We start from the raw sequence: 19,411 nt of genomic DNA, 5'->3' as shown, positions 1-19,411 counted from the left end.
GCACAAAAAAACCCCATATCGGGGCTTCATAGGCTTGAACCGGTTTTACTAACGTAATCGAAAGTAAAGCCCCGTTACATCTGGCTTCGATTAAAACCACAAGTGCGGTTTCAATTGGTTGCGGGGGCCGGATTTGAACCGACGGCCTTCGGGTTATGAGCCCGACGAGCTACCAAGCTGCTCCACCCCGCGTCCGAAAATATGCGCGTATTGTAATGACTTCGTTATCAAATAGCAAGTTTCCAACGCAAGAAAAGCCATTTTAAATCGGTTTTCTTGCATTGTGCCATGCAAAGTGCGGTTTTAAAAGCCAATCCTTTAAAAACCGATACCGCCGGAAATGCCGATAGAGCCGCCGACGCCAAGGCTGCCACCGCCGATACTGCCGTTTACTCCGCTATTGCTGCAAGCAGCGATCGACAAAACGCAAAGTATTAACACAATCCATTTCATACTGAAGTTTCTCCCAACAGATATTCGAATAGTTTCAAGCTCGCCAATAAATCTTTACCGGCAATCGGATAAAACGGCTTGAATAAACAGTATAACATCCGACGTTTATTCACCAATTGAATCGCTTGCCGCCACACCGTTTCACCGCCATGGCGACGATATTCCGCTACCGCACTTTCAATCATCGTTTGCGAAAGCGTGCCGTTGCGATACAGATCATGAATAAAAATCAATAAATCGCGGATTTTATTCCATTGCAAGCGTCGAATATCCAGCTTCGATTCAAAATCAATAAACCGCACTTTGCCATTATCCCACCCCATATCACGGGTTGCCGGTCTGCCGTGCACCAAATCTAATCGGTGCAGTTCTGCCAAGGCAACGGCACAATCATTCAACACCCGCTGTTTTTGCGTTTGATCAAACGCGGTGTTGTGCAACCATTGATTGGCGGTCATCCCGACATCTTGCAACACTAAGTAATCATCACCGAATTCGACCAATTTCGCACAAGGCGCGCCGACTTTATTCAAATATTGTAACGCTTGTACTTCGTGTCGTAACGCCTGTTGCGGATTGGTTTTGAGCAAGCGCATAAAGCCGCGCGTGCGTTCGGTCTGTTTCAGCCAATATTTTTTATTGCCAAAATAAAACGACACCACCCGTGCCGCTTTATTGTCGCTTAAAACCTGATTAATCGTTTCTGTTAAGCTTTTCATAGAGTAAGTGAAAAGAGTGGTCTGGCGCCAGACCGCTCTTTGCCGCCTATCCCAACTCAATTATTTTTTAGTCAGCGTCAGACTGGCAACACGCTCGCCTTGCAACTGGCAATCCATATTATAGAATTGGTTGCCGTTCAAACGCACATCGGCAGTCAAACGGCTGCTGCTGTTGGCTTTATTCGCCGAACTGCGGAACACGCGTTTGGTCGACGCCACTTGTTGGATTTTAGCAATACATAAGTAATTCAATTTAGCATCGCCGCCGGTGCGCACTGCGCCTACCCCGCGATCCGCGGCATTAGTACCCAGCATTGCGGCTAATTTTTTGCCAAGTGCGGTCAGCTCGGTTTGTTTTTTGGCTAACGCATCCGCCGATAAATCAAGGGGCTTGCCACTGCTATTCAGGGCAACAATTAATTTACCGGCAGCGTCAAATTCATAGTTGCCGCCGGAATCTTGTACGCCGTACAACTTTCCGTTTCTATAGAATACTTTGCTATTGCCATCGTTGGTTTGTTGAGTCGCGTAAGTGATACTGCCGCCGCTTAAATAGGCTTTATACACATCGTTGTCCAATTGGTATTGAAAGCTGTTTTGCGCGGCTGCCGCTTGCTCCAATTGGGCAAAAGACTGTGCCAGTGCCGTGTCGGCGGCAGACGAGGTTGAACTTGTCGCGCTTTCGCCGGTCAAATTGCTACATGCGGTCAAAACCAGTGCGGCTGATAATAATGCGGCTTTTGTGATAGAGTGTTTCATAGCATTCCTTATAAAGTCAAAACCAAGCGGTTATCCGGAGTGTTGTGTAAAATGGCTTCATTCTATCTTTTTTTTTGATCAAATTAAACCTTCAAGGATATTTTATGCTGCAAATGCGCACCAGCAAAATGCTATTCGCCCCGTTTTTTGCCTTACTGTTGCTGTTGGTATCGCTATCAAGTAAAGCCGGCAATTTTGAAATCAGCGAAGCGCAAATCAACCATTATTTAGCGCAAAAACTGGGCTTTAATGATCAATTCAATCTGCCCGGCATTATTAATATCCGCTATCAAGTGGATCAAATGCAAGCAAAAGTCGGGCAGAACGACAGCAATAAAATCGAGCTGGACGGGATTGTCAGCGCCGGTTTTAAATACAATGACAAACAATTCGACAGCCGGATTAATTTGGCGTTTGATGTCGAACCGGAATATAACGCCGAGCAAGGTTCGGTTTATCTGAAAAATCTGCGTATACTGCGTTGGTCGTCCGAGCCGCAACAATACGCGGCTCAATTGCAACTGATTATGCCAATGCTGAACGGCACGCTGCAAACCTTGCTAAACCAATTTCCGGTGTATACCTTGGACGCCGACAATCAAACCCAGAATCTGATCAAGAGTATGGTGAAAAAACTGACGGTGCGTGAAGGCAAGGTAATTTTAGAAACCGCAAGCGGCGTACTTTGATATATTGCTCTTCCCTCCCTCCGCCAACGGAGGGTCTGTCCGAAGAATAGAGGGAGGGAAAAATATTAGCGGCTCATAAACAACGCCGCCGCACCACGCACCCCGCCGGAATCGCCGTATCTGGCTTTTTTGATCACCGGCACGACCGCACTTCGCATTAAATGCGCCGGCAACGCTTTCGGCAACGCCTCGTATAAATAATCAAAATTCGATAAGCCTCCGCCCAACACAATCATATCCGGGTCAAGTGCGGTAATGATATTACCGATACTGATCGCCGCCAATTCGACGAACATCTGCACGAATTTGAGCGCAGTTTCATCATTGGCATAAAAACGTTCGATAATGGTTTTTGCCGACAATGCTTCGCCCTCTAAATCACGGTATAACATCTCGAAGCCGCGCCCTGACAAATAGGTATCCAAACAGGCGCGATTACCGCAACCGCACTCGTAGATCGGCGCTTTATCCCAGCCGAGCAGCTTTAACGCGTGATAATTAAGTTGCATATGTCCCAGTTCGCCCGCCATGCCGATATGCCCGGAATGGGCTTTACCGTTAAATACCAAACCGCCGCCAAAACCCGTGCCTAAGATCAAGCCCAATACAAAAGGATATTGCTGGTTTTCTTCCGCCCATGCTTCTGATAAGGCGAAACAGTTGGCGTCATTTTCCGCCCGCACTTCGCGCTCAAGCCGTCGGCTTAAATCAAAAAGAATCGGACGATTATCCGCCGCACGGATATTGGTAATTTCCGCCAAGCCGGTTTCCGCATTCACAAAACCGGGCAAACCAATCCCCACCGTGCCTTTACAGTCAAAACGGCTGTCGGCTCTTTCAACCAAGCCGGCAACCGCCTCAATCCATTCCAAATAATCCTCTTTCGGCGTATCCACTCGTTCCGAATGCAATTTTTCCAATTTTTGATTAAATACCGCCAACTCAATTTTTGTACCGCCGATATCCAAACCGTAATAATACATTTCCTACTCCTTCGTTGTTTTTTGCCGATTTTACCTAAAATCAAACTATTTTTCTTTAACGCAACGCACGTTCTTGCAAAAAAGTGGTCTATTCATTCGACAAAATCATCGATTAGTCTTAATCAGTCACGGCTATCGGATCTATATCAAAAAAAGAGATAAGCAACACTCGGGAAAGGCGCTATACTTATGCTGCTAACGAATAATAAAAATAGAGGAATCGTGGTTATGTCTAAAATTCAATTAGTTGCAGAAGCGAGATTACCGACCAAATTCGGTATTTTCCGTATGGTCGGGTTCGAATTTCCCGATACGCATAAAGAACACGTGGCGTTGGTGATGGGCGATATTGGCAACAGTGACGAGCCGGTGTTGGCGCGCATTCATTCCGAATGCCTCACTGGCGACGCGCTGCACAGCTTAAAATGCGATTGCGGTTTTCAGCTGGAAACCGCCTTGACCCAAATCAGCCAAGCCGGACGCGGGGTGTTGATTTATCACCGCGAAGAGGGGCGTGGTATCGGGCTTATCAATAAGATCCGGGCTTATTCCCTGCAAGATCAGGGTTTGGATACGATTGAGGCTAACGAAGCGCTTGGTTTTGCCGCCGACGAACGTAATTTTGCGGTGTGCGCCGATATATTTGAGTTATTGGGCGTGACGCAAGTGCGGTTGCTGACCAATAATCCGAATAAAATCGACACCATGCGCCAAGCCGGGATTAATGTGGTGGAACGGGTGCCGCTCAATGTCGGCGAAAATCGCTATAACACGGCGTACTTGGCGACCAAAGCGGAAAAAATGGGACATTTGATTGTACATGATGAATCGGAACACCATCACGACCATGGCGTGTGTTGTTCTTGCCAGCGATAATCCCACCACAAATAATTACACACAAGCATTACACAGAAAGGGCGCATTTCAATGCGCCCTCAGATTGCCGACAAACTTACTTCTCTCCCTCTGTATACGGAGGGAGGGAAATTATTAAAGAAAGAGACTTTATCATCCGCCAAAAGTGCGGTTTAACCGCACTTGAGATTGCTGACAAACTTACCTCTCTCCCTCCGCGTGCGGAGGGAGTACCATTTTTCGCAAGAAAAATGGGGAGGGAGGGGTAATATAAAAATGCAACATATTCATTTTTAAAATGATTTATGCCTCCCTCCGTCCTTCGGACACCTCCCTCCGTATACGGAGGGAGGGAAATTATGAGAGAAAACGACTTTGTCATCAGCCTGAGAGCGCATTGAAATGCGCACTTAGATTACTTCCCAACCCGCCGGTATAAATCCTGACTGTAAATCACACTATTGCCGGTTTCGTAACCCGCCAAATCGGTTTTTATCCAATAGCGGTCGTAATATTGGAACAACGGCAGCACCAGCTGTTCTTGATTGATGAAGGTTTCCAGTTGTTGATAAAGTTGTTGCCGCTCGGCTTCTGTGACCGCACTTTCAACACTTTTTTGCAACCATTCATCCACCTGCGGATCGGCAAACGCCATTTTATTATTCCCGCTTTGACTATGCAGAATACTGAAAAACGCCGACGGGTCATGATAATCGGCACACCAACCGGAACGGATCAGATCAAAATCCCCGTTCGCCCGCCGTTCCAATAGCTGCTGACGAGTCAAGGCTTCCGCTTGAATTTGAATTAAATCCGATTGCGACAACATCCGAATCAGTTTTTCTGCGATTTGCGGATGAATCCCCTGCTGATCATAACCCAAACGTAAACGCAGCGGATTTTGGCTGTTAACTCCGGCTTGTGCCAACAACTGTTCCACAATGATTGGCGACCATCCGTCCGTATTTTCTTGATCTTGCATTTGACGTGGCAAAAACTTCGCATTGGCACGGCTGCCGGGCAGCGTATTTACGATCTCCGGCAGCGAAATCATGCCGGCAAGCGCTTTGCGTACCGCACTTTGCTTTAATTGCGGATGACGGAAATTGAATTCATAATAATAATTACATAATGACGGCAGTCGAATACTTCGCATGTGAGAAGAACCCCTGCTCAAATCCGCATTATTTGCCACTTGCGGAAACAGATCCAACGCCGCTAATTCCGCCTGATCATCCGTATTTTCCGCTGCCAGCGCTGAATAACTGACATTACGGAAGGCGACATTTTTTGTATCCCAATAAAACGGATTTTTTTCCAATAGCAACGCTTTTTCGCCACTATATAAAACATGGTAAGCCCCGTTTGTCACCAACGTACCATTATCTTCGCCTTGATACAGCGGCGATAAGGCAATATGAGCGAGCATTTGCGGCAAATACGGCACCGCTTGCGATAAGGTCAGTTGCAAGGTTTTTTCGTCGAGCGCTTTAATACCGAGCATTTCCACCCCGACCTCTTTTTTCAACACCGCTTCGACATTTTCCAATGCCATAAAACGCAAATAGCCGCTGAGCGGATTATCCGCCCCTTGCACCGCTAAGGCATACCAACTTTGCACAAAATCCTGTGCCGTTAGCCGTTCGCCATTTGACCAACGCAAATCAGGACGCAAATGGAACGTCCAGATTTTATCATCCTGCCGCTGCCAAGATTCGGCTGCCGCCGGCTGCAACTTGCCGTGTTTATCAATGCGCACCAACCCTTCATACAAATCTTGCCATAGCGGCAATTGCAGCTCGTCATACGGCTGCGGCGGCGACAAATTAAATGCCGGAAGATAAAGCCCGCGTTTTAACAACTGACGGTTTTCGTCTAGCGACGGCTCGGTTTTCGGCGCGACATCTTCAGGTTGCCCGCCGGTTAATCGCGCCCACCAATCGCAACCGCCCAAGGAAGCGAAACACAACAAAAACAACGCATAACGCAAACCGCACTTTAAGGGGGAGCGCTTAAATCTGCCGATTAAAGAGAATGTTTTCATCACTGCACCAAACCCGGAAAGAGATTGCCGATCCCTGCCGCCGCCACCTCAATGCCTAATGCCATCAAGATCACGCCCATAATCCGCGTGACCACATTGCTGCCGGTCGAACCGAGCGTTTTAACCACAAACGGCGCGGAGCGGAACAGGAAATAACAAAACAGGGAAAACAGTAAAATCGCGATAGTGAAACCGATAAAATCCAACCAAGTGTGATAGCGCGATGCCCACACAATGGTCGAGCTGATCGTGCCCGGCCCCGCCATAATCGGCATTGCCAGCGGCACCACCGCGATATTGCCGTAATCGGACAGATCCGCACTTTTCTCTTCTTTATTCTGTTTTTGTTCGCCCAGTTTCCCGCTGATCATGCTCATCGCAATCGAGACGATCAAAATCCCGCCGGCAATACGGAAAGCGTTGAGGGAAATATTGAACAAATTGAGAATAATCTGCCCCAGATACAGGCTGGTCAACAAAATAACCGCCACCGAAATGCACATCGTTAAATTGGTTTTATTGCGTTGGGCTTCATATTGGTTAGACGTCATACCAACGAAAATCGGCAGCACGCCAAAGGGATTGACCACTGCCACCAAGCCGATAAAAAACTGAATATAGATAGAATAATTGAAATCTAGCGCCACACCGGTGTCCTTTTTTCAACACAGCACATCATACTGATTATTATGCCATACTCTATGCGCGTCGGCTTAATTAAAAATCATCCGTTAATTTATTCAATAGCACGCTGTAACCCACAACCGGGGAATCGTCTTCTTCTTTTATCAACGTGGCGGAACAGACCGCGTTTAATAGCCAACGCTGCGCACTACCACGGCCGGGTTCATGCCATTTGGGTTGCGGCGCAAACGCTTTGGTTTCTCCGTTGTTGGCGGTGTAGGTATAAACAATTGCCGTCACACTTTTGCGTTCGCGGCAATTATAGACGGTTAAGTCGGAATAAATATGCTGTTTATCGCCGGAACCCAGCGCGGCAATCCTCAAATGGTGATACTTCCCTTTCCCGATCCGCACTTTGCCCAAACGGACGCTGTATTCATCAATATACAGGTAGGCATTCGGATTGACGGTATCGATATTCTTTAATTCAATCGGCTGCAACTCTTCAACGGTGATACTTTCGGCGCCAATCCGATTGATCCAATCTCTGGCTTGCTGCAAGCGGACAGCGTGATCTTGATTCTGCTCCGCGCCTTGCGCGCCGCCGAGCGCATAAGAGATTTTAACCACATTTTCCGTATCACTGCCGACACGCATCACAGGCGAAGCGCCTGTGGTATTGTTCCATTTTTTTATACCATCGCCCTGACAAGCACTCAACATCAGTGATACGCCTGTAGTCAGCAGGATTTTAATCAGATTCATTTTTTCTGATACCGTTAAAGTTATGTGTTTTCTTTTAAAATTAATTATGAATAATCACGTAATGAAAGTATATGTATTTTATCGGGAAACGCTAAATGTAAAAAGACTTTTTCCGTAGCCAACTCAAATTAAAACACCTTTCCGGCTTAAAGCGAGAATTAAGATTCCCTGATCCCCTTCGGGTTTGATAGAATTATCCTTATTTTTAACCTTGAAATAATAAAGAAGTTGATATGGCAACCACATCCAATTACCAAGCCGACGATATTACCGTTCTGAAAGATCTGGAACCGGTACAACTGCGTCCCGGCATGTACACCGACACCACGCGTCCGAACCACTTGGGACAAGAGGTGATCGACAACAGCGTTGATGAAGCCCTCGCCGGACACGCCGACAAAATCGAAGTGATTTTACATGAAGATCAATCATTGGAAGTGATTGATAACGGGCGTGGTATGCCGGTGGATATTCACCCGATTGAGAAAATCTCCGGGGTCGAACTGATCCTGACCAAACTGCACGCCGGCGGCAAATTCTCCAATAAAAATTACCAGTTCTCCGGCGGTTTGCACGGCGTGGGGATTTCGGTGGTGAATGCATTGTCGGATCGGGTCGAAGTGACGGTGAAACGCAACGGCGAAATCTACAAAATCGCCTTTGCCAACGGCAAAAAAATCGAAGAACTGCAAGTGATCGGCAGCTGCGGGCGGCGCAACACCGGCACCACCGTGCGTTTTTGGCCAAACCCGAAATATTTCGATTCCGCCAAATTTTCCGTGCAGCGCTTAACCCATTTGTTGCGCGCCAAAGCGGTGCTGTGTCCGAAATTGGAAATCAGCTTTATTGATAAAGTCAATGGCACGCAAGAGAGTTGGTGCTATCAAGACGGCTTGTCCGATTACCTGCAAGAGAGCGTACAGGACGTTAGCACTATTCCCGACATTCCGTTTGTCGGCGAATTCAGCGGCGACAGCGAAGCGGTCACTTGGGCGCTGATGTGGCTGCCTGACGGCGGTGACTTGTTGGGCGAAAGTTATGTCAATTTAATTCCAACGCCACAAGGCGGCACCCATGTTAATGGCTTGCGCCAAGGTTTGCTTGATGCCATGCGCGAATTTTGCGAATTCCGCAATCTGTTGCCGCGCGGGGTGAAATTGACCGCCGATGATATTTGGGAGCGCTGCGCTTATGTGCTGTCGCTGAAAATGCAAGATCCGCAATTCGCCGGACAAACCAAAGAGCGTTTGTCATCACGCCAAAGTGCGGTTTTTGTCGCCGGCACGGTGAAAGACGCCTTTAGTTTATGGCTCAACCAAAACGTACAGCAGGCGGAACTGCTGGCGGAAATGGCGATCAACTCGGCACAACGCCGTTTGCGCGCGGCAAAAAAAGTGGTGCGTAAAAAATTGGTCAGCGGCCCTGCCTTACCGGGCAAACTCGCCGATTGCAGCAGTCAGGATCTGGCTAAAACCGAACTGTTTTTGGTCGAAGGGGATTCCGCCGGCGGCTCGGCAAAACAGGCGCGCGACCGTGAATTCCAAGCGATCCTGCCGTTACGCGGTAAAATTCTCAACACTTGGGAAGTGGCGTCCGACCAAGTGTTGGCGTCCAACGAAATTCACGATATTGCCGTCGCCTTGGGGATCGATCCCGACAGCGACGATCTGTCGCAACTGCGTTACGGCAAAATCTGTATCCTCGCCGATGCGGACTCCGACGGTTTGCACATCGCCACCTTGCTCTGCGCCCTGTTTCTGCGCCACTTCCCGAAATTGGTGCAACAAGGACATGTGTATGTGGCAATGCCGCCGCTGTATCGGATCGATCTGGGCAAAGAGGTATTTTATGCCTTAGACGAGGGCGAAAAAGAAGGTATTTTGGATCGCTTAAAAGGCAAACGCGGCAAACCGAACGTACAACGCTTTAAAGGCTTGGGCGAAATGAATCCGCTACAACTGCGCGAAACCACCATGGATCCGAACACCCGCCGTTTAGTGCAGCTGACCTATCAAACCGGCGATATTCTGGATCAAAGTGCGGTCGGCGAAGGTGAAACAAGCGTTGATCAAACATTGGAGTTAATGGATATGCTGCTGGCGAAAAAACGCTCGGAAGATCGTAAAAACTGGCTGCAAAGCAACGGCGATCAAGCCGAATTGGCGCTATAAGCGTAAGGAGAGCAAAATGAAACGACGCACCCTATTGACTGCTGCAAGCGCAGCATTGTCCGCCTCCTTAGTGATACCGAAAATCACTTTGGCACAGCAAACCCAAGCCCCAAGTGCGGTTGCCACCGACTCCGCCCATGACTTGCCGACGATTGAAGCGCAATTAGGCTTCGCCCCGAATGCCGCTCCGCCAACCGGACGTGATTATTCGGCAAAAGTGCTGGTCAAATTGCGGGTTGAAGAAAAAGTGATGCAACTGATGGACGAAGTGGAGTTCAAATACTGGACTTTCAACGGCAGTGCGCCCGGTCCGTTTATTCGGGTGCGCGAAGGCGATCAAGTGGAAATCCAACTCGCCAATCCAGCCGATTCCAAATTGCCGCACAGCCTCGATCTGCACGCAGTCACCGGTCCCGGCGGCGGTGCAACGGCCAGCCTGACTGCGCCCGGACGCATTTCAACCTTTGCCTTCCAAGCGTTAAAACCCGGATTATATCTGTATCACTGTGCCGCCATGCCGATGGCGGTGCATATCGGTAAAGGCATGTTCGGCTTGATTTTGGTCGAACCGAAAGCGGGCTTACCGGCGGTCGATAAAGAATTTTATATCGTACAAAGCGAGTTTTATACCCGTGGCGCCTTTGGCGAGCCCGGCTTGCAAGCGTTTGATATGAACAAAGCGATTGATGAACGCGCCGATTACGTGGTGTTTAACGGGCATGTCGGGGCGATTGCGGGCGAAAACGCACTTAAAGCCAAGGTCGGTGAGAAAGTGCGGTTTTATCTGGGCAATGCCGGACCGAATCTGATGTCATCCCTGCATATCGTCGGCAGCATTTTCGATCAAGTGCGGGTGGAAGGCGGTTCGCTGTTGAATCACAATGTGCAAACCACCATGATCCCGGCTGGCGGTGCCACCATTGCCGAAGCCACTTTCCCGGTGCCCGGCAGCTACACCATTTTGGATCACGCGATTTTCCGCGCGATGCACAAAGGCACACTCGGACAGTTGATCGTTGAGGGCGAAGAGAATAAAACCCTTTATTCCGGCAAAATCAGCGATACGGCGATCACTCCGTAATAACGACAATTAAACAAAGAGAAAGCAATGGAGCAAATCATCAACTATGAAGGCGTAGAGCAAATGCCACTGGGGCATTTCACCGAGAAAGCCTATTTAAACTATTCGATGTATGTGATTATGGATCGCGCGCTGCCGTTTATCGGCGACGGATTGAAGCCGGTGCAGCGGCGGATTATTTATGCGATGTCGGAACTGGGGCTGAACGCCGCCGCCAAATACAAAAAATCGGCGCGTACCGTCGGCGATGTGTTGGGGAAATTTCACCCGCATGGCGACAGTGCCTGTTATGAAGCGATGGTGTTGATGGCGCAGCCGTTTTCCTACCGCTATCCACTGGTGGACGGGCAAGGCAACTGGGGCGCGGCGGACGATCCGAAATCCTTCGCCGCCATGCGTTACACCGAATCGCGTTTGTCCAAAATCGCCGAAATGTTACTGTCCGAATTGGGGCAAGGCACGGTCGATTATCAGCCGAATTTTGACGGCACCTTGGAAGAGCCGCAATATCTGCCGGCGCGTCTGCCGCACATTCTGCTGAACGGCACAACCGGGATTGCGGTCGGGATGGCGACCGATATCCCGCCGCATAACATCAATGAAATCGCCGAAGCGGCGGTGCTATTGCTGGATAATCCGCAAACCACGCCAGAACAATTATTAACCATTGTGCAGGGCCCTGATTTCCCGACCGAAGCGGAAATCATCACGCCGAAAGAGGAACTCGCAAAACTGTACCAAAACGGACGCGGTTCAATCAAAATGCGCGCGATTTGGAAGAAAGAAGACGGCGAAGTGATTGTGACCGCACTTCCACACCAAACCTCCGGCTCGAAAGTGATAGCGCAGATCGCCGAACAAATGCGTAATAAAAAATTGCCGATGGTGGATGATCTGCGTGATGAATCCGATCACGAAAATCCGACACGAATCGTCATCGTACCTCGCTCTAATCGAGTTGATGTCGAGCCGTTAATGGATCACCTGTTCGCCACCACCGATCTGGAAAAAAGCTATCGTGTGAATATGAATATGATCGGTTTGGATCAAAAACCGGCGGTCAAAAACCTGTACACGATTCTCAGCGAATGGCTGACTTTCCGCCGCACCACCGTTACACGCCGCTTGCAATACCGCTTAGACAAAGTGCTGGCACGCCTGCACATTTTAGACGGTTTGATGATCGCGTATCTGAATATCGACGAAGTGATCGAAATTATCCGCAACGAAGACGAGCCAAGAGCGGTGCTAATGCAGCGCTTCAACCTCAGCCAAATTCAGGCGGACGCCATTTTGGATCTGAAATTACGCCATTTGGCAAAATTGGAAGAGGTCAAAATTCAAGCGGAACAAGACCAACTGGCGCAAGAACGCGACCAACTGCAACTGATTTTAGGTTCGGAACGCCGCTTGAATACCCTGATTAAAAAAGAGATTCAGCAAGACGCCAAAACCTACGCCAGCCCGCGCCGTTCGCCGATTGTCGAACGTGCAGAAGCCAAAGCCATTTCCGAAACCGATATGCTGCCGGCGGAACCGGTGACGGTGATTCTGTCGGAAATGGGCTGGGTGCGTTGCGCCAAAGGACACGACATCGACGCACAAGGCTTGAGCTATAAGAGCGGTGATAAATACCTGCAACACGCCAATGGCAAAAGTAACCAAGCGGCGGTATTTATCGACAGTAGCGGTCGCAGCTATGCCCTCGATCCGCTTTCCTTGCCGTCCGCCCGTTCGCAAGGCGAACCGCTGACCGGCAAACTCAGCCTACCGAGCGGGGCGGTGGTGGAACAACTGTTGATGGACAAAGAAGAGCAAGCCTACTTAATGGCTTCCGATTCCGGCTACGGTTTCGTGTGTAAATTTGAAGACCTGATCTCACGCAACAAAGCCGGTAAAGCCTTAATCAGCCTGACCGAAAATGCCAAAGTGCTGCCGCCGCAAGCGGTGTTGAGTGAGGATATGCTATTAGTTGCGATTTCCTCCATCGGCAAAATGCTGATCTTTCCTGTTGCCGATTTGCCGAGTTTATCAAAAGGCAAAGGCAATAAAATCATTGGCATACCATCCGCCAACGCCAAATCACGCGAAGAACTGTTAAGCCGAATCCTGTTAATCAAACCGGGCAATAGCCTGATCTTCCACGCCGGACGACGCAAAGTCACGCTGAAACCGGACGATTTGGAAAAGTTCAAAGGCGAACGCGGCAGACGCGGCGGACAACTGCCGCGCGGATTGCACAGCGGTGTAGAGATTGAAATTGTGTAAAAAAGACTAAACCGCACTTTGCTCAAACCAATCCTTTCATTGTATTAATAAATTATGCGCTTATTCAGGCGCATAATTTGTTATTGCATCTTTTTGAATGCGCTTGCTAAGCTAACTTCGTTCTTGGTAATAATCAATGACGAGGGTATTGCTATGAAATCCAATTTTAAAGATGAAATACAAGTTTTTGGTCGTTCTCTCCTGCTCCCTATCGCCGTGTTAGCCCCTGTCGGTATGATTATGGGGATCTGCAGTGCCTTAGGGCAAAGCTATATGATTGCCAAATTTCCCTTCTTAGGCAATGAAGTATGCAAAGCCATCTTCTCCTCCGCCGGCTCGATTGCCAGCGTTGTTTTCCAAAATATTCCGTTACTCTTTGCAATGGGCGTTGCTTATGGTATGTCGAAAAAAGAGAAAGGGATTGCGGTTTTTGCGGCGGTTATCGCCTATCTGACGCTATTAATTTCAATGAATGTCCATTTAAAACTGTCCGGTGATTTGGTCAAAGAGAATATGGCGTTTGTCGGTCAAGGGATGGTGTTGGGTATTCACACCCTGAAAATCGAAGCACTTGGCGGTATTATTGCCGGTTTGCTGGCGGCAAAAGTCACTGACCGTTTTTACCGTTTACAGCTGCCGCTGGCATTTGCGTTTTTCAGCGGCAAAAAATCGGTTGCCATCATTTCGATTGGTTTAATGATTCCTATCGGCTTGCTTATCCCCTTTGTTTGGGATTGGTTTACTTTTGGCATGAATAAGCTGTCCACTATTTTAATGGCGGAAAATATCGGTTCGGGTATCTACATGACGCTAAACCGCTTATTGATTCCGTTTGGGTTGCACCACGTTTTAAGTTCAACCATTCGCTTTACCGAAGCCGGTGGCACCTATTTGATTGACGGTGAAACCTATGTCGGCATTCTGCCGGCGATGAATAAAATTTTATTTGAACTCGGGCCAAATAGCGACGCTTGGGCTGAACATATGCCGACCCTCGCCAGTTATCTAGCCTCTGCGCAAATGCAAACCACCCTGTTCCGCATTCCGGCAATCGGCTTGGCAATGTACCACATGGCTCACGCCAAAAATAAACCCTTTGCCAAAGGAATTATTCTCACCATTGTGCTGACGGCATTCTTAGGCAATATTACCGAACCGCTCGAATTCTCTTTCCTGTTTATTGCCCCCAAACTGTTTCTTGTTTACGCCATTCTTTGCGGCTTATTCACCATTCCAATCCAAATGCTTGGCATTTCAATCGGCTATATTCGCGGTACAATCTTTGATTTCGGGATCTTCGGCTTGATGTATGAAAACACCAATTGGGTCAATCTGGTACTGTTGGGGATCGTCAATTTTGTGGTGTTCTACTTTGTGTTCCGCTATGCGATTGCAAAATTTGATATTAAAACGCCCGGTCGTGAAGACGAAACCTCCGACAGCACGTTGTTAAACAATAAAGCGTATGACAAAGTCGCACAGTTAGTGATTGACGCGTTAGGCGGTAAAGATAACATTAAACAGGTTGAAAACTGCGTGTCTCGCTTACGGGTTGATGTCGTGGATCAGAAGAAACTGAACATGGAATTAATTCGCGATTCCGGCGCACTCGGCACATTCATTCCGTCCAGCAATCATATTCATATCGTATTCGGTCCACATGTTGAATTTGTGCGTAATGCCGTTGATGATCAACTTTCCGGCGCATTAGAGAAGGAATAAGCGATGAAAGCACTCTATGATTCAAAAAGCAAAACCATTGATGATCGTGGAATGAAGGCCTTATTCACCTTTGAAGCGCGGGTTCAATCTTGGCTCGATGTGGAAGCGGCATTGGCATTGTCGCAATCCGAAGTCGGGCTGATTCCCCCTGATGTCGGGCAAAAAATTGCCGACAAATGCCGCGTCGATCAAATTGATTTACAAGAGATGGATCACCTATTACAACAGATCGGACACGGCTTTGTGCCGCTGATCAAAGTGTTAATTAATGCCTGCGATACGGAAAGCGGAAAGTATGTGCACTACGGCGTAACCACACAGAATATTCAGCAAAGCGGGCATTTACTGTTGGTTAAAAAGTTTCACCGCACTTTAATCGGGTTCTTAAAAGATATTTTACTGAATTTAAGCCGTTTAGCCGAACAGCATAAACACACCATTATGCCGGGCAGAACCCACGGTAAACACGCCTTGCCGATTACTTACGGTTATAAGGTTGCGGTTTGGATTGACGAACTTCTCTCGGCAATCGAACGCTTGCAAGAAGCGGAAAAACGGGTTTTTCGAATTATGATGGGCGGCGCAGTCGGGGCCTTCCATGCTGCACCGGACAAAGGGCGAGCGGTGCAAGCTTTGGTCGCACAAAAACTCGGCATGTTGCCAATGCCGATTCCGTCACGCAATAGTCGTATTTTCCGCACCGAATATATCAGCAACCTTGCGCTGCTCGCCACCACCTTTCATAAAATGGCGGAAGAGGTGTACCAAACTTCAAGCGAGGAAATCGCCGAAGTCTCCGAGGCTTTCACCAAAGGCACGATCGGCAGCAGCACCATGCCGCAAAAAGTCAATCCGAAATTGGCAAAAGGCATTATTGCCAATGCGCAGAAACTCTATTCGGTCTTGACCGCCACCTTGTACGTCTCCCCGCGTCCGTTTGAAGCGGACAGTTCCGCTTACTTTATTTTTGATGCCTCATTACAAGAAAGTATTGAACTGATGGCGGAAATTATCATGCGTGCGGAAGAACTGACGCGTACTATTGTGATTAATCCTGAAAAAATGTATCACAATGTAATGCTGACCAACGGGCTAATCAACAGCGAAAAAATCATGATGAATTTGGTGGCGGTCTTGGGCAAAGATAAGGCGCACGAACTCGTCTACGAAATTGCGATGCAATCGCTGGAAGCGGAATCCAATTATGCAACCGCATTACAAACCAATGCCACCATTCGACAACTTTTTTCCGCCGATGAAATTTCAGCGATGCTTGCCCCTGAAAATTACATCGGCTTGTGTGCCGTTTTAGCCGAAGAAACCGCACAAAGAGCGGTTGAGAAAGCCAATACAATGGAGGGTTAATCATGGAATGGGCAATCAAATCATCAAAAATCGTCTTGCCTGACGCAATCAAAAGCGGTTATTTAATTATCAACGGCAGCAAAATCACGGGGTTTCGTGAACAATATCAAGGTGATGACATTATCGATTACAGCGAATATATTTTACAGCCTGGCTTTATTGATATTCATATTCACGGCTGGGGACGCGGGGCTTTCGCGCATAAAGGGGATTACGCCTCATTAGAACGCATGAGCAAAGATCTTGTTCACACCGGCACAACCGCTTATTTAGCCACTTCAGGCACAATGCCGAATGCCTTTCTTGAGGCTTCATTACAGCAAGCCGCCGATTATATCGAAAGCGCCACACCGAAAAATGGCGCAGAAGTGATCGGCATACATATGGAAGGGCCTTATATCAGCCCGAAATACTTGGGTATGCAGCGTGACGATGCGCTGCAATCACCGAGCATTGCCGGTTTTGAACAGTTTAACCGGCTTGCGCGGGGGCATATCCGTTCCATGACCCTCGCACCGGAATTAGACGGCGGCTTAGCCTTGATTAAACACCTGAGACAACAAAATATCACCGTTGCCGCCGGACACACCGCCGCCACCTTTGCTGAAATCACCCAAGCGATACAAGAAGCGGATTTGAATCATTTCACCCATTCTTATAGTGCGATGCGTGGCTTTCATCATCGTGAATTGGGTGTAGTCGGTGCGTTGATGTATCACCAAAATGCCTATGCCGAAGTCGCCAAACAAACCGGCATGACCATTAAACCGGAGGCCTTCGATTTGCTCTATCGCTTAAAAACCGATAACCGCTTGGTTTTAACCACCGATTGCGTCGGCTTTGCCGATTTTGCTGTCGGCGACGAATTTTATCATTACTTGCGCAAACAAAAATTCAAAATCGAAAGCAACGGTTTTCTCCGTGTTGAAAATGAAGACGGCAGCTATAGCGAAATTGATCCGTCAGACTACGAAAACGTACGCCATTTAGAAATGAGTTTTTTAGAATCGGTGAAAGCGGTGTTACCACGCTTAGAACGAGGGTTATTATCGGTTGCGCAAATGGCAAGCGCAAACCCGGCACACCTTGCCGGCGTGCTTGAACGAAAAGGCAGCTTAACAAGCGGCAAAGATGCTGATATTCTCGTACTCAATGACAAATTAGATTTAGTACAGATCTATTGTCGGGGTTGTCCACAACTTTAGCCGCTCATGCATTATGATTTAGTAATAAAAGCTATTTTCTGGTTAGAATAGCTTTTTATTCTTTGCAACAATAACGCAAGCGAAGGTGCAAATGAACTATTTTAATCTAGCTTTAATCAAGTTTATTCAGGAAAATTCGCCCGTTAAAATCGAAACAGTGACTGAAAAGTTTCAAAAAACACTTTCTACAATAAAACGCGCCATTAAAGAAATTAACTATTATTTAGATGAAAATCTACAAATCCATATTATTGATGCCAAAATCACGACACGAATGGGTTATCAAAATTACATTGATTTTATCAACAACATTCATCTTAATCGCTATCTATCGACCACCACAGAAAGAGTGAAACTACTCACGCTAGAAAGTATTCTATTTGACCGCATTAATATTGAATCATTTAAACAGAGTATCAATGTCAGTTACAGCACGATAAAAAACGATCTCAATATCCTACGCAAAACGCTACCCGGCGAATTTGAAATTCGTTTAAAAGACAATAAAAATCTTATGCTTTCCGGTGATGAAATTGCAATTCGCATGTTCTTTTGCAAACATGTTTTTAATGCCCTTGAATTAGATTGCAGCAATACTATCATTCCACACAAAGCCAATTTTCCGCTCGAAAAACGCTTTATTACTCGTTTTTTAGACTTGATCGATGATGAAATTCAGCCTGCCAAAGCTATTTTTCAACAAATAGAAAAAATATTGACGTTGTCTTATAATTCCAAAAAATACCTTATCATTTATCTCTGTATTGCCTTATACCGGATAAAACAGCGACACATTATCAGCAATCAAATCGATATTCCATTTCGCACTTTCAGCGCAAAAATTGATGGTCTCGCTTATAAATTTGAACAAGATTTTCTGAATATTTTACTCTCATCGCTCAATCATCAAGATCATAAACAAACCACCATTGATACTACATTATATGGCTTTATCACCGATTTTATTGATGAAATCACAAAAACAATTCGTCTTTATAATGGTGATAGAGACAATTTACTCTTGGAAATATATCAAGTTATCTACGCCTCAATTCTACAAAGCAAACTCAATATTGATTTTGATGATAAAAAATTAGAAAAAGTGGCTGATATTCACAGTGAATTGTTCTTTAACGTGAAGCTACTAATTGAAAAAATCAGTTATTACTATCAACAGTCATTAAGTAAAAATATGATTGCAACAATTGTTCTTATTCTAAAAAAAGCGGAAATACGCTCACTTTCCGTTAATCAAATTAAAAAACGCATTTATATTGTCAGCAATGCCTCTGAAAGAAAAATTGGTTATTTTAAAACCCTGATCTCATCAATATTTGATATGGAAATCATCGATTGCATTAATATTAACGAACTTCATGTATTAAATAAAAATCAATTTGACTGCATTGTTACCTTTACCAACAAAATATCAAATTATCTGCGTGAAGAAGGTATAGAGTGCATCAAAGTCAATTTTGAATTGCAACCGAGTGATATAGCTCATCTGCTTGAAGCCGGATTTCCGAGTATTAAACGTAAAATAAACAGTAATACATTTGTGAATGAAATAATGCAAATAAACAAAAACGGTTTAGCGGATTATTTAAGAAAAAACTATCCCCATTTCTTTATTTAACCGCACTTTACTCAAACGAAAAAAACCTTGTATCAACACTGGTACAAGGTTTTTAAGATTATTCTAATCTAA

The 19,411-nt window shown here is 46.8% G+C and carries 16 protein-coding genes and 1 tRNA gene; 9 read left to right on the top strand and 8 right to left on the bottom strand.

Annotated elements, in window-relative coordinates; translation table 11 throughout:
* Positions 1 to 115: 115 nt before the first annotated feature.
* The 4 genes from ACWA50_RS07065 to ACWA50_RS07050 all read right to left on the bottom strand — a co-directional run bounded on the left by ACWA50_RS07065 (position 116) and on the right by ACWA50_RS07050 (position 1,931).
* A tRNA-Met gene (locus ACWA50_RS07065) sits at positions 116 to 192 on the bottom strand.
* 126 nt (positions 193 to 318) lie between these two features.
* Positions 319 to 453: a hypothetical protein gene (locus tag ACWA50_RS07060; protein ID WP_431051090.1), complete on the bottom strand. Its 135-nt coding sequence runs from the start codon at positions 451 to 453 to the stop codon at positions 319 to 321.
* The gene (locus ACWA50_RS07055; RefSeq protein ID WP_431051088.1) at positions 450 to 1,172 is read right to left on the bottom strand and encodes a phosphotransferase; all 723 of its coding nucleotides are present in this window, start codon (positions 1,170 to 1,172) and stop codon (positions 450 to 452) included. Before ACWA50_RS07055 ends, ACWA50_RS07060 begins: the two co-directional genes overlap by 4 nt.
* A gap of 60 nt (positions 1,173 to 1,232) precedes the next feature.
* A complete protein-coding gene (locus ACWA50_RS07050; protein WP_431051086.1) occupies positions 1,233 to 1,931 on the bottom strand; it encodes a hypothetical protein in 699 nt (232 codons plus the stop codon).
* 104 nt (positions 1,932 to 2,035) lie between these two features.
* Here ACWA50_RS07050 and ACWA50_RS07045 point away from each other — a divergent pair, with 104 nt between their 5' ends.
* A complete protein-coding gene (locus ACWA50_RS07045) occupies positions 2,036 to 2,620 on the top strand; it encodes a DUF1439 domain-containing protein (protein ID WP_431051084.1) in 585 nt (194 codons plus the stop codon).
* A 65-nt stretch (positions 2,621 to 2,685) separates the two neighbouring features.
* Here ACWA50_RS07045 and nagK read toward each other — a convergent pair whose 3' ends face one another.
* Positions 2,686 to 3,603: an N-acetylglucosamine kinase gene (nagK, locus tag ACWA50_RS07040; protein WP_431051082.1), complete on the bottom strand. Its 918-nt coding sequence runs from the start codon at positions 3,601 to 3,603 to the stop codon at positions 2,686 to 2,688.
* A 228-nt stretch (positions 3,604 to 3,831) separates the two neighbouring features.
* Here nagK and ribA point away from each other — a divergent pair, with 228 nt between their 5' ends.
* Positions 3,832 to 4,479 carry a GTP cyclohydrolase II gene (gene ribA / locus ACWA50_RS07035; RefSeq protein WP_431051080.1) on the top strand — a complete coding sequence of 216 codons (648 nt, stop codon included), beginning with the start codon at positions 3,832 to 3,834 and terminating at the stop codon, positions 4,477 to 4,479.
* A 394-nt stretch (positions 4,480 to 4,873) separates the two neighbouring features.
* On the opposite strand, the gene ACWA50_RS07030 is transcribed toward ribA, so the two are convergent.
* From ACWA50_RS07030 to ACWA50_RS07020, 3 genes are all read right to left on the bottom strand, one after another.
* The gene (locus ACWA50_RS07030) at positions 4,874 to 6,502 is read right to left on the bottom strand and encodes a peptide ABC transporter substrate-binding protein (RefSeq protein ID WP_431051078.1); all 1,629 of its coding nucleotides are present in this window, start codon (positions 6,500 to 6,502) and stop codon (positions 4,874 to 4,876) included.
* On the bottom strand, positions 6,502 to 7,149 hold the full coding sequence (locus ACWA50_RS07025; RefSeq protein WP_431051076.1) for a YchE family NAAT transporter: 648 nt from the start codon (positions 7,147 to 7,149) through the stop codon (positions 6,502 to 6,504). Before ACWA50_RS07025 ends, ACWA50_RS07030 begins: the two co-directional genes overlap by 1 nt.
* Positions 7,150 to 7,219: 70 nt before the next feature.
* Positions 7,220 to 7,891: a hypothetical protein gene (locus tag ACWA50_RS07020; RefSeq protein WP_431051074.1), complete on the bottom strand. Its 672-nt coding sequence runs from the start codon at positions 7,889 to 7,891 to the stop codon at positions 7,220 to 7,222.
* 233 nt (positions 7,892 to 8,124) lie between these two features.
* Between ACWA50_RS07020 and parE the strand changes: the two genes are divergently transcribed.
* From parE to ACWA50_RS06985, 7 genes are all read left to right on the top strand, one after another.
* Positions 8,125 to 10,062, top strand: a complete 1,938-nt coding sequence (gene parE, locus ACWA50_RS07015) for a DNA topoisomerase IV subunit B (RefSeq protein WP_431051072.1) — start codon at positions 8,125 to 8,127, stop codon at positions 10,060 to 10,062.
* 16 nt (positions 10,063 to 10,078) lie between these two features.
* Positions 10,079 to 11,143, top strand: a complete 1,065-nt coding sequence (gene nirK / locus ACWA50_RS07010; protein ID WP_431051070.1) for a copper-containing nitrite reductase — start codon at positions 10,079 to 10,081, stop codon at positions 11,141 to 11,143.
* A gap of 27 nt (positions 11,144 to 11,170) precedes the next feature.
* On the top strand, positions 11,171 to 13,411 hold the full coding sequence (gene parC / locus ACWA50_RS07005) for a DNA topoisomerase IV subunit A (RefSeq protein ID WP_431051068.1): 2,241 nt from the start codon (positions 11,171 to 11,173) through the stop codon (positions 13,409 to 13,411).
* Positions 13,412 to 13,564: 153 nt separating this feature from the next.
* Positions 13,565 to 15,133, top strand: coding sequence for a PTS transporter subunit EIIC (locus ACWA50_RS07000; RefSeq protein WP_431051066.1), 1,569 nt, complete (start codon positions 13,565 to 13,567; stop codon positions 15,131 to 15,133).
* A 3-nt stretch (positions 15,134 to 15,136) separates the two neighbouring features.
* Positions 15,137 to 16,498, top strand: a complete 1,362-nt coding sequence (locus tag ACWA50_RS06995) for a class-II fumarase/aspartase family protein (protein ID WP_431051064.1) — start codon at positions 15,137 to 15,139, stop codon at positions 16,496 to 16,498.
* Between the two features lie 2 nt (positions 16,499 to 16,500).
* Complete coding sequence (locus tag ACWA50_RS06990; RefSeq protein WP_431051062.1) at positions 16,501 to 17,703, top strand: N-acetylglucosamine-6-phosphate deacetylase; 1,203 nt, start codon at positions 16,501 to 16,503, stop codon at positions 17,701 to 17,703.
* Positions 17,704 to 17,794: 91 nt separating this feature from the next.
* A complete protein-coding gene (locus ACWA50_RS06985; RefSeq protein ID WP_431051060.1) occupies positions 17,795 to 19,339 on the top strand; it encodes a helix-turn-helix domain-containing protein in 1,545 nt (514 codons plus the stop codon).
* The last annotated feature ends 72 nt before the right edge of the window (positions 19,340 to 19,411 follow it).

It is taken from the genome of Testudinibacter sp. P17/SS/0325, from assembly GCF_053570765.1.
This window is presented reverse-complemented; position numbering and strand designations above follow the sequence as displayed.

Coding starts and splice junctions, on each gene's coding strand:
- nagK (WP_431051082.1), bottom strand. CDS start 3,603: ATGTATTATTACGGTTTGGATATCGGCGGTACAAAAATTGAGTTGGCG.
- ACWA50_RS07060 (WP_431051090.1), bottom strand. CDS start 453: ATGAAATGGATTGTGTTAATACTTTGCGTTTTGTCGATCGCTGCTTGC.
- ACWA50_RS06990 (WP_431051062.1), top strand. CDS start 16,501: ATGGAATGGGCAATCAAATCATCAAAAATCGTCTTGCCTGACGCAATC.
- ACWA50_RS07030 (WP_431051078.1), bottom strand. CDS start 6,502: ATGAAAACATTCTCTTTAATCGGCAGATTTAAGCGCTCCCCCTTAAAG.
- ACWA50_RS06995 (WP_431051064.1), top strand. CDS start 15,137: ATGAAAGCACTCTATGATTCAAAAAGCAAAACCATTGATGATCGTGGA.
- parC (WP_431051068.1), top strand. CDS start 11,171: ATGGAGCAAATCATCAACTATGAAGGCGTAGAGCAAATGCCACTGGGG.
- ACWA50_RS06985 (WP_431051060.1), top strand. CDS start 17,795: ATGAACTATTTTAATCTAGCTTTAATCAAGTTTATTCAGGAAAATTCG.
- ribA (WP_431051080.1), top strand. CDS start 3,832: ATGTCTAAAATTCAATTAGTTGCAGAAGCGAGATTACCGACCAAATTC.
- ACWA50_RS07055 (WP_431051088.1), bottom strand. CDS start 1,172: ATGAAAAGCTTAACAGAAACGATTAATCAGGTTTTAAGCGACAATAAA.
- parE (WP_431051072.1), top strand. CDS start 8,125: ATGGCAACCACATCCAATTACCAAGCCGACGATATTACCGTTCTGAAA.
- ACWA50_RS07020 (WP_431051074.1), bottom strand. CDS start 7,891: ATGAATCTGATTAAAATCCTGCTGACTACAGGCGTATCACTGATGTTG.
- ACWA50_RS07045 (WP_431051084.1), top strand. CDS start 2,036: ATGCTGCAAATGCGCACCAGCAAAATGCTATTCGCCCCGTTTTTTGCC.
- ACWA50_RS07000 (WP_431051066.1), top strand. CDS start 13,565: ATGAAATCCAATTTTAAAGATGAAATACAAGTTTTTGGTCGTTCTCTC.
- nirK (WP_431051070.1), top strand. CDS start 10,079: ATGAAACGACGCACCCTATTGACTGCTGCAAGCGCAGCATTGTCCGCC.
- ACWA50_RS07050 (WP_431051086.1), bottom strand. CDS start 1,931: ATGAAACACTCTATCACAAAAGCCGCATTATTATCAGCCGCACTGGTT.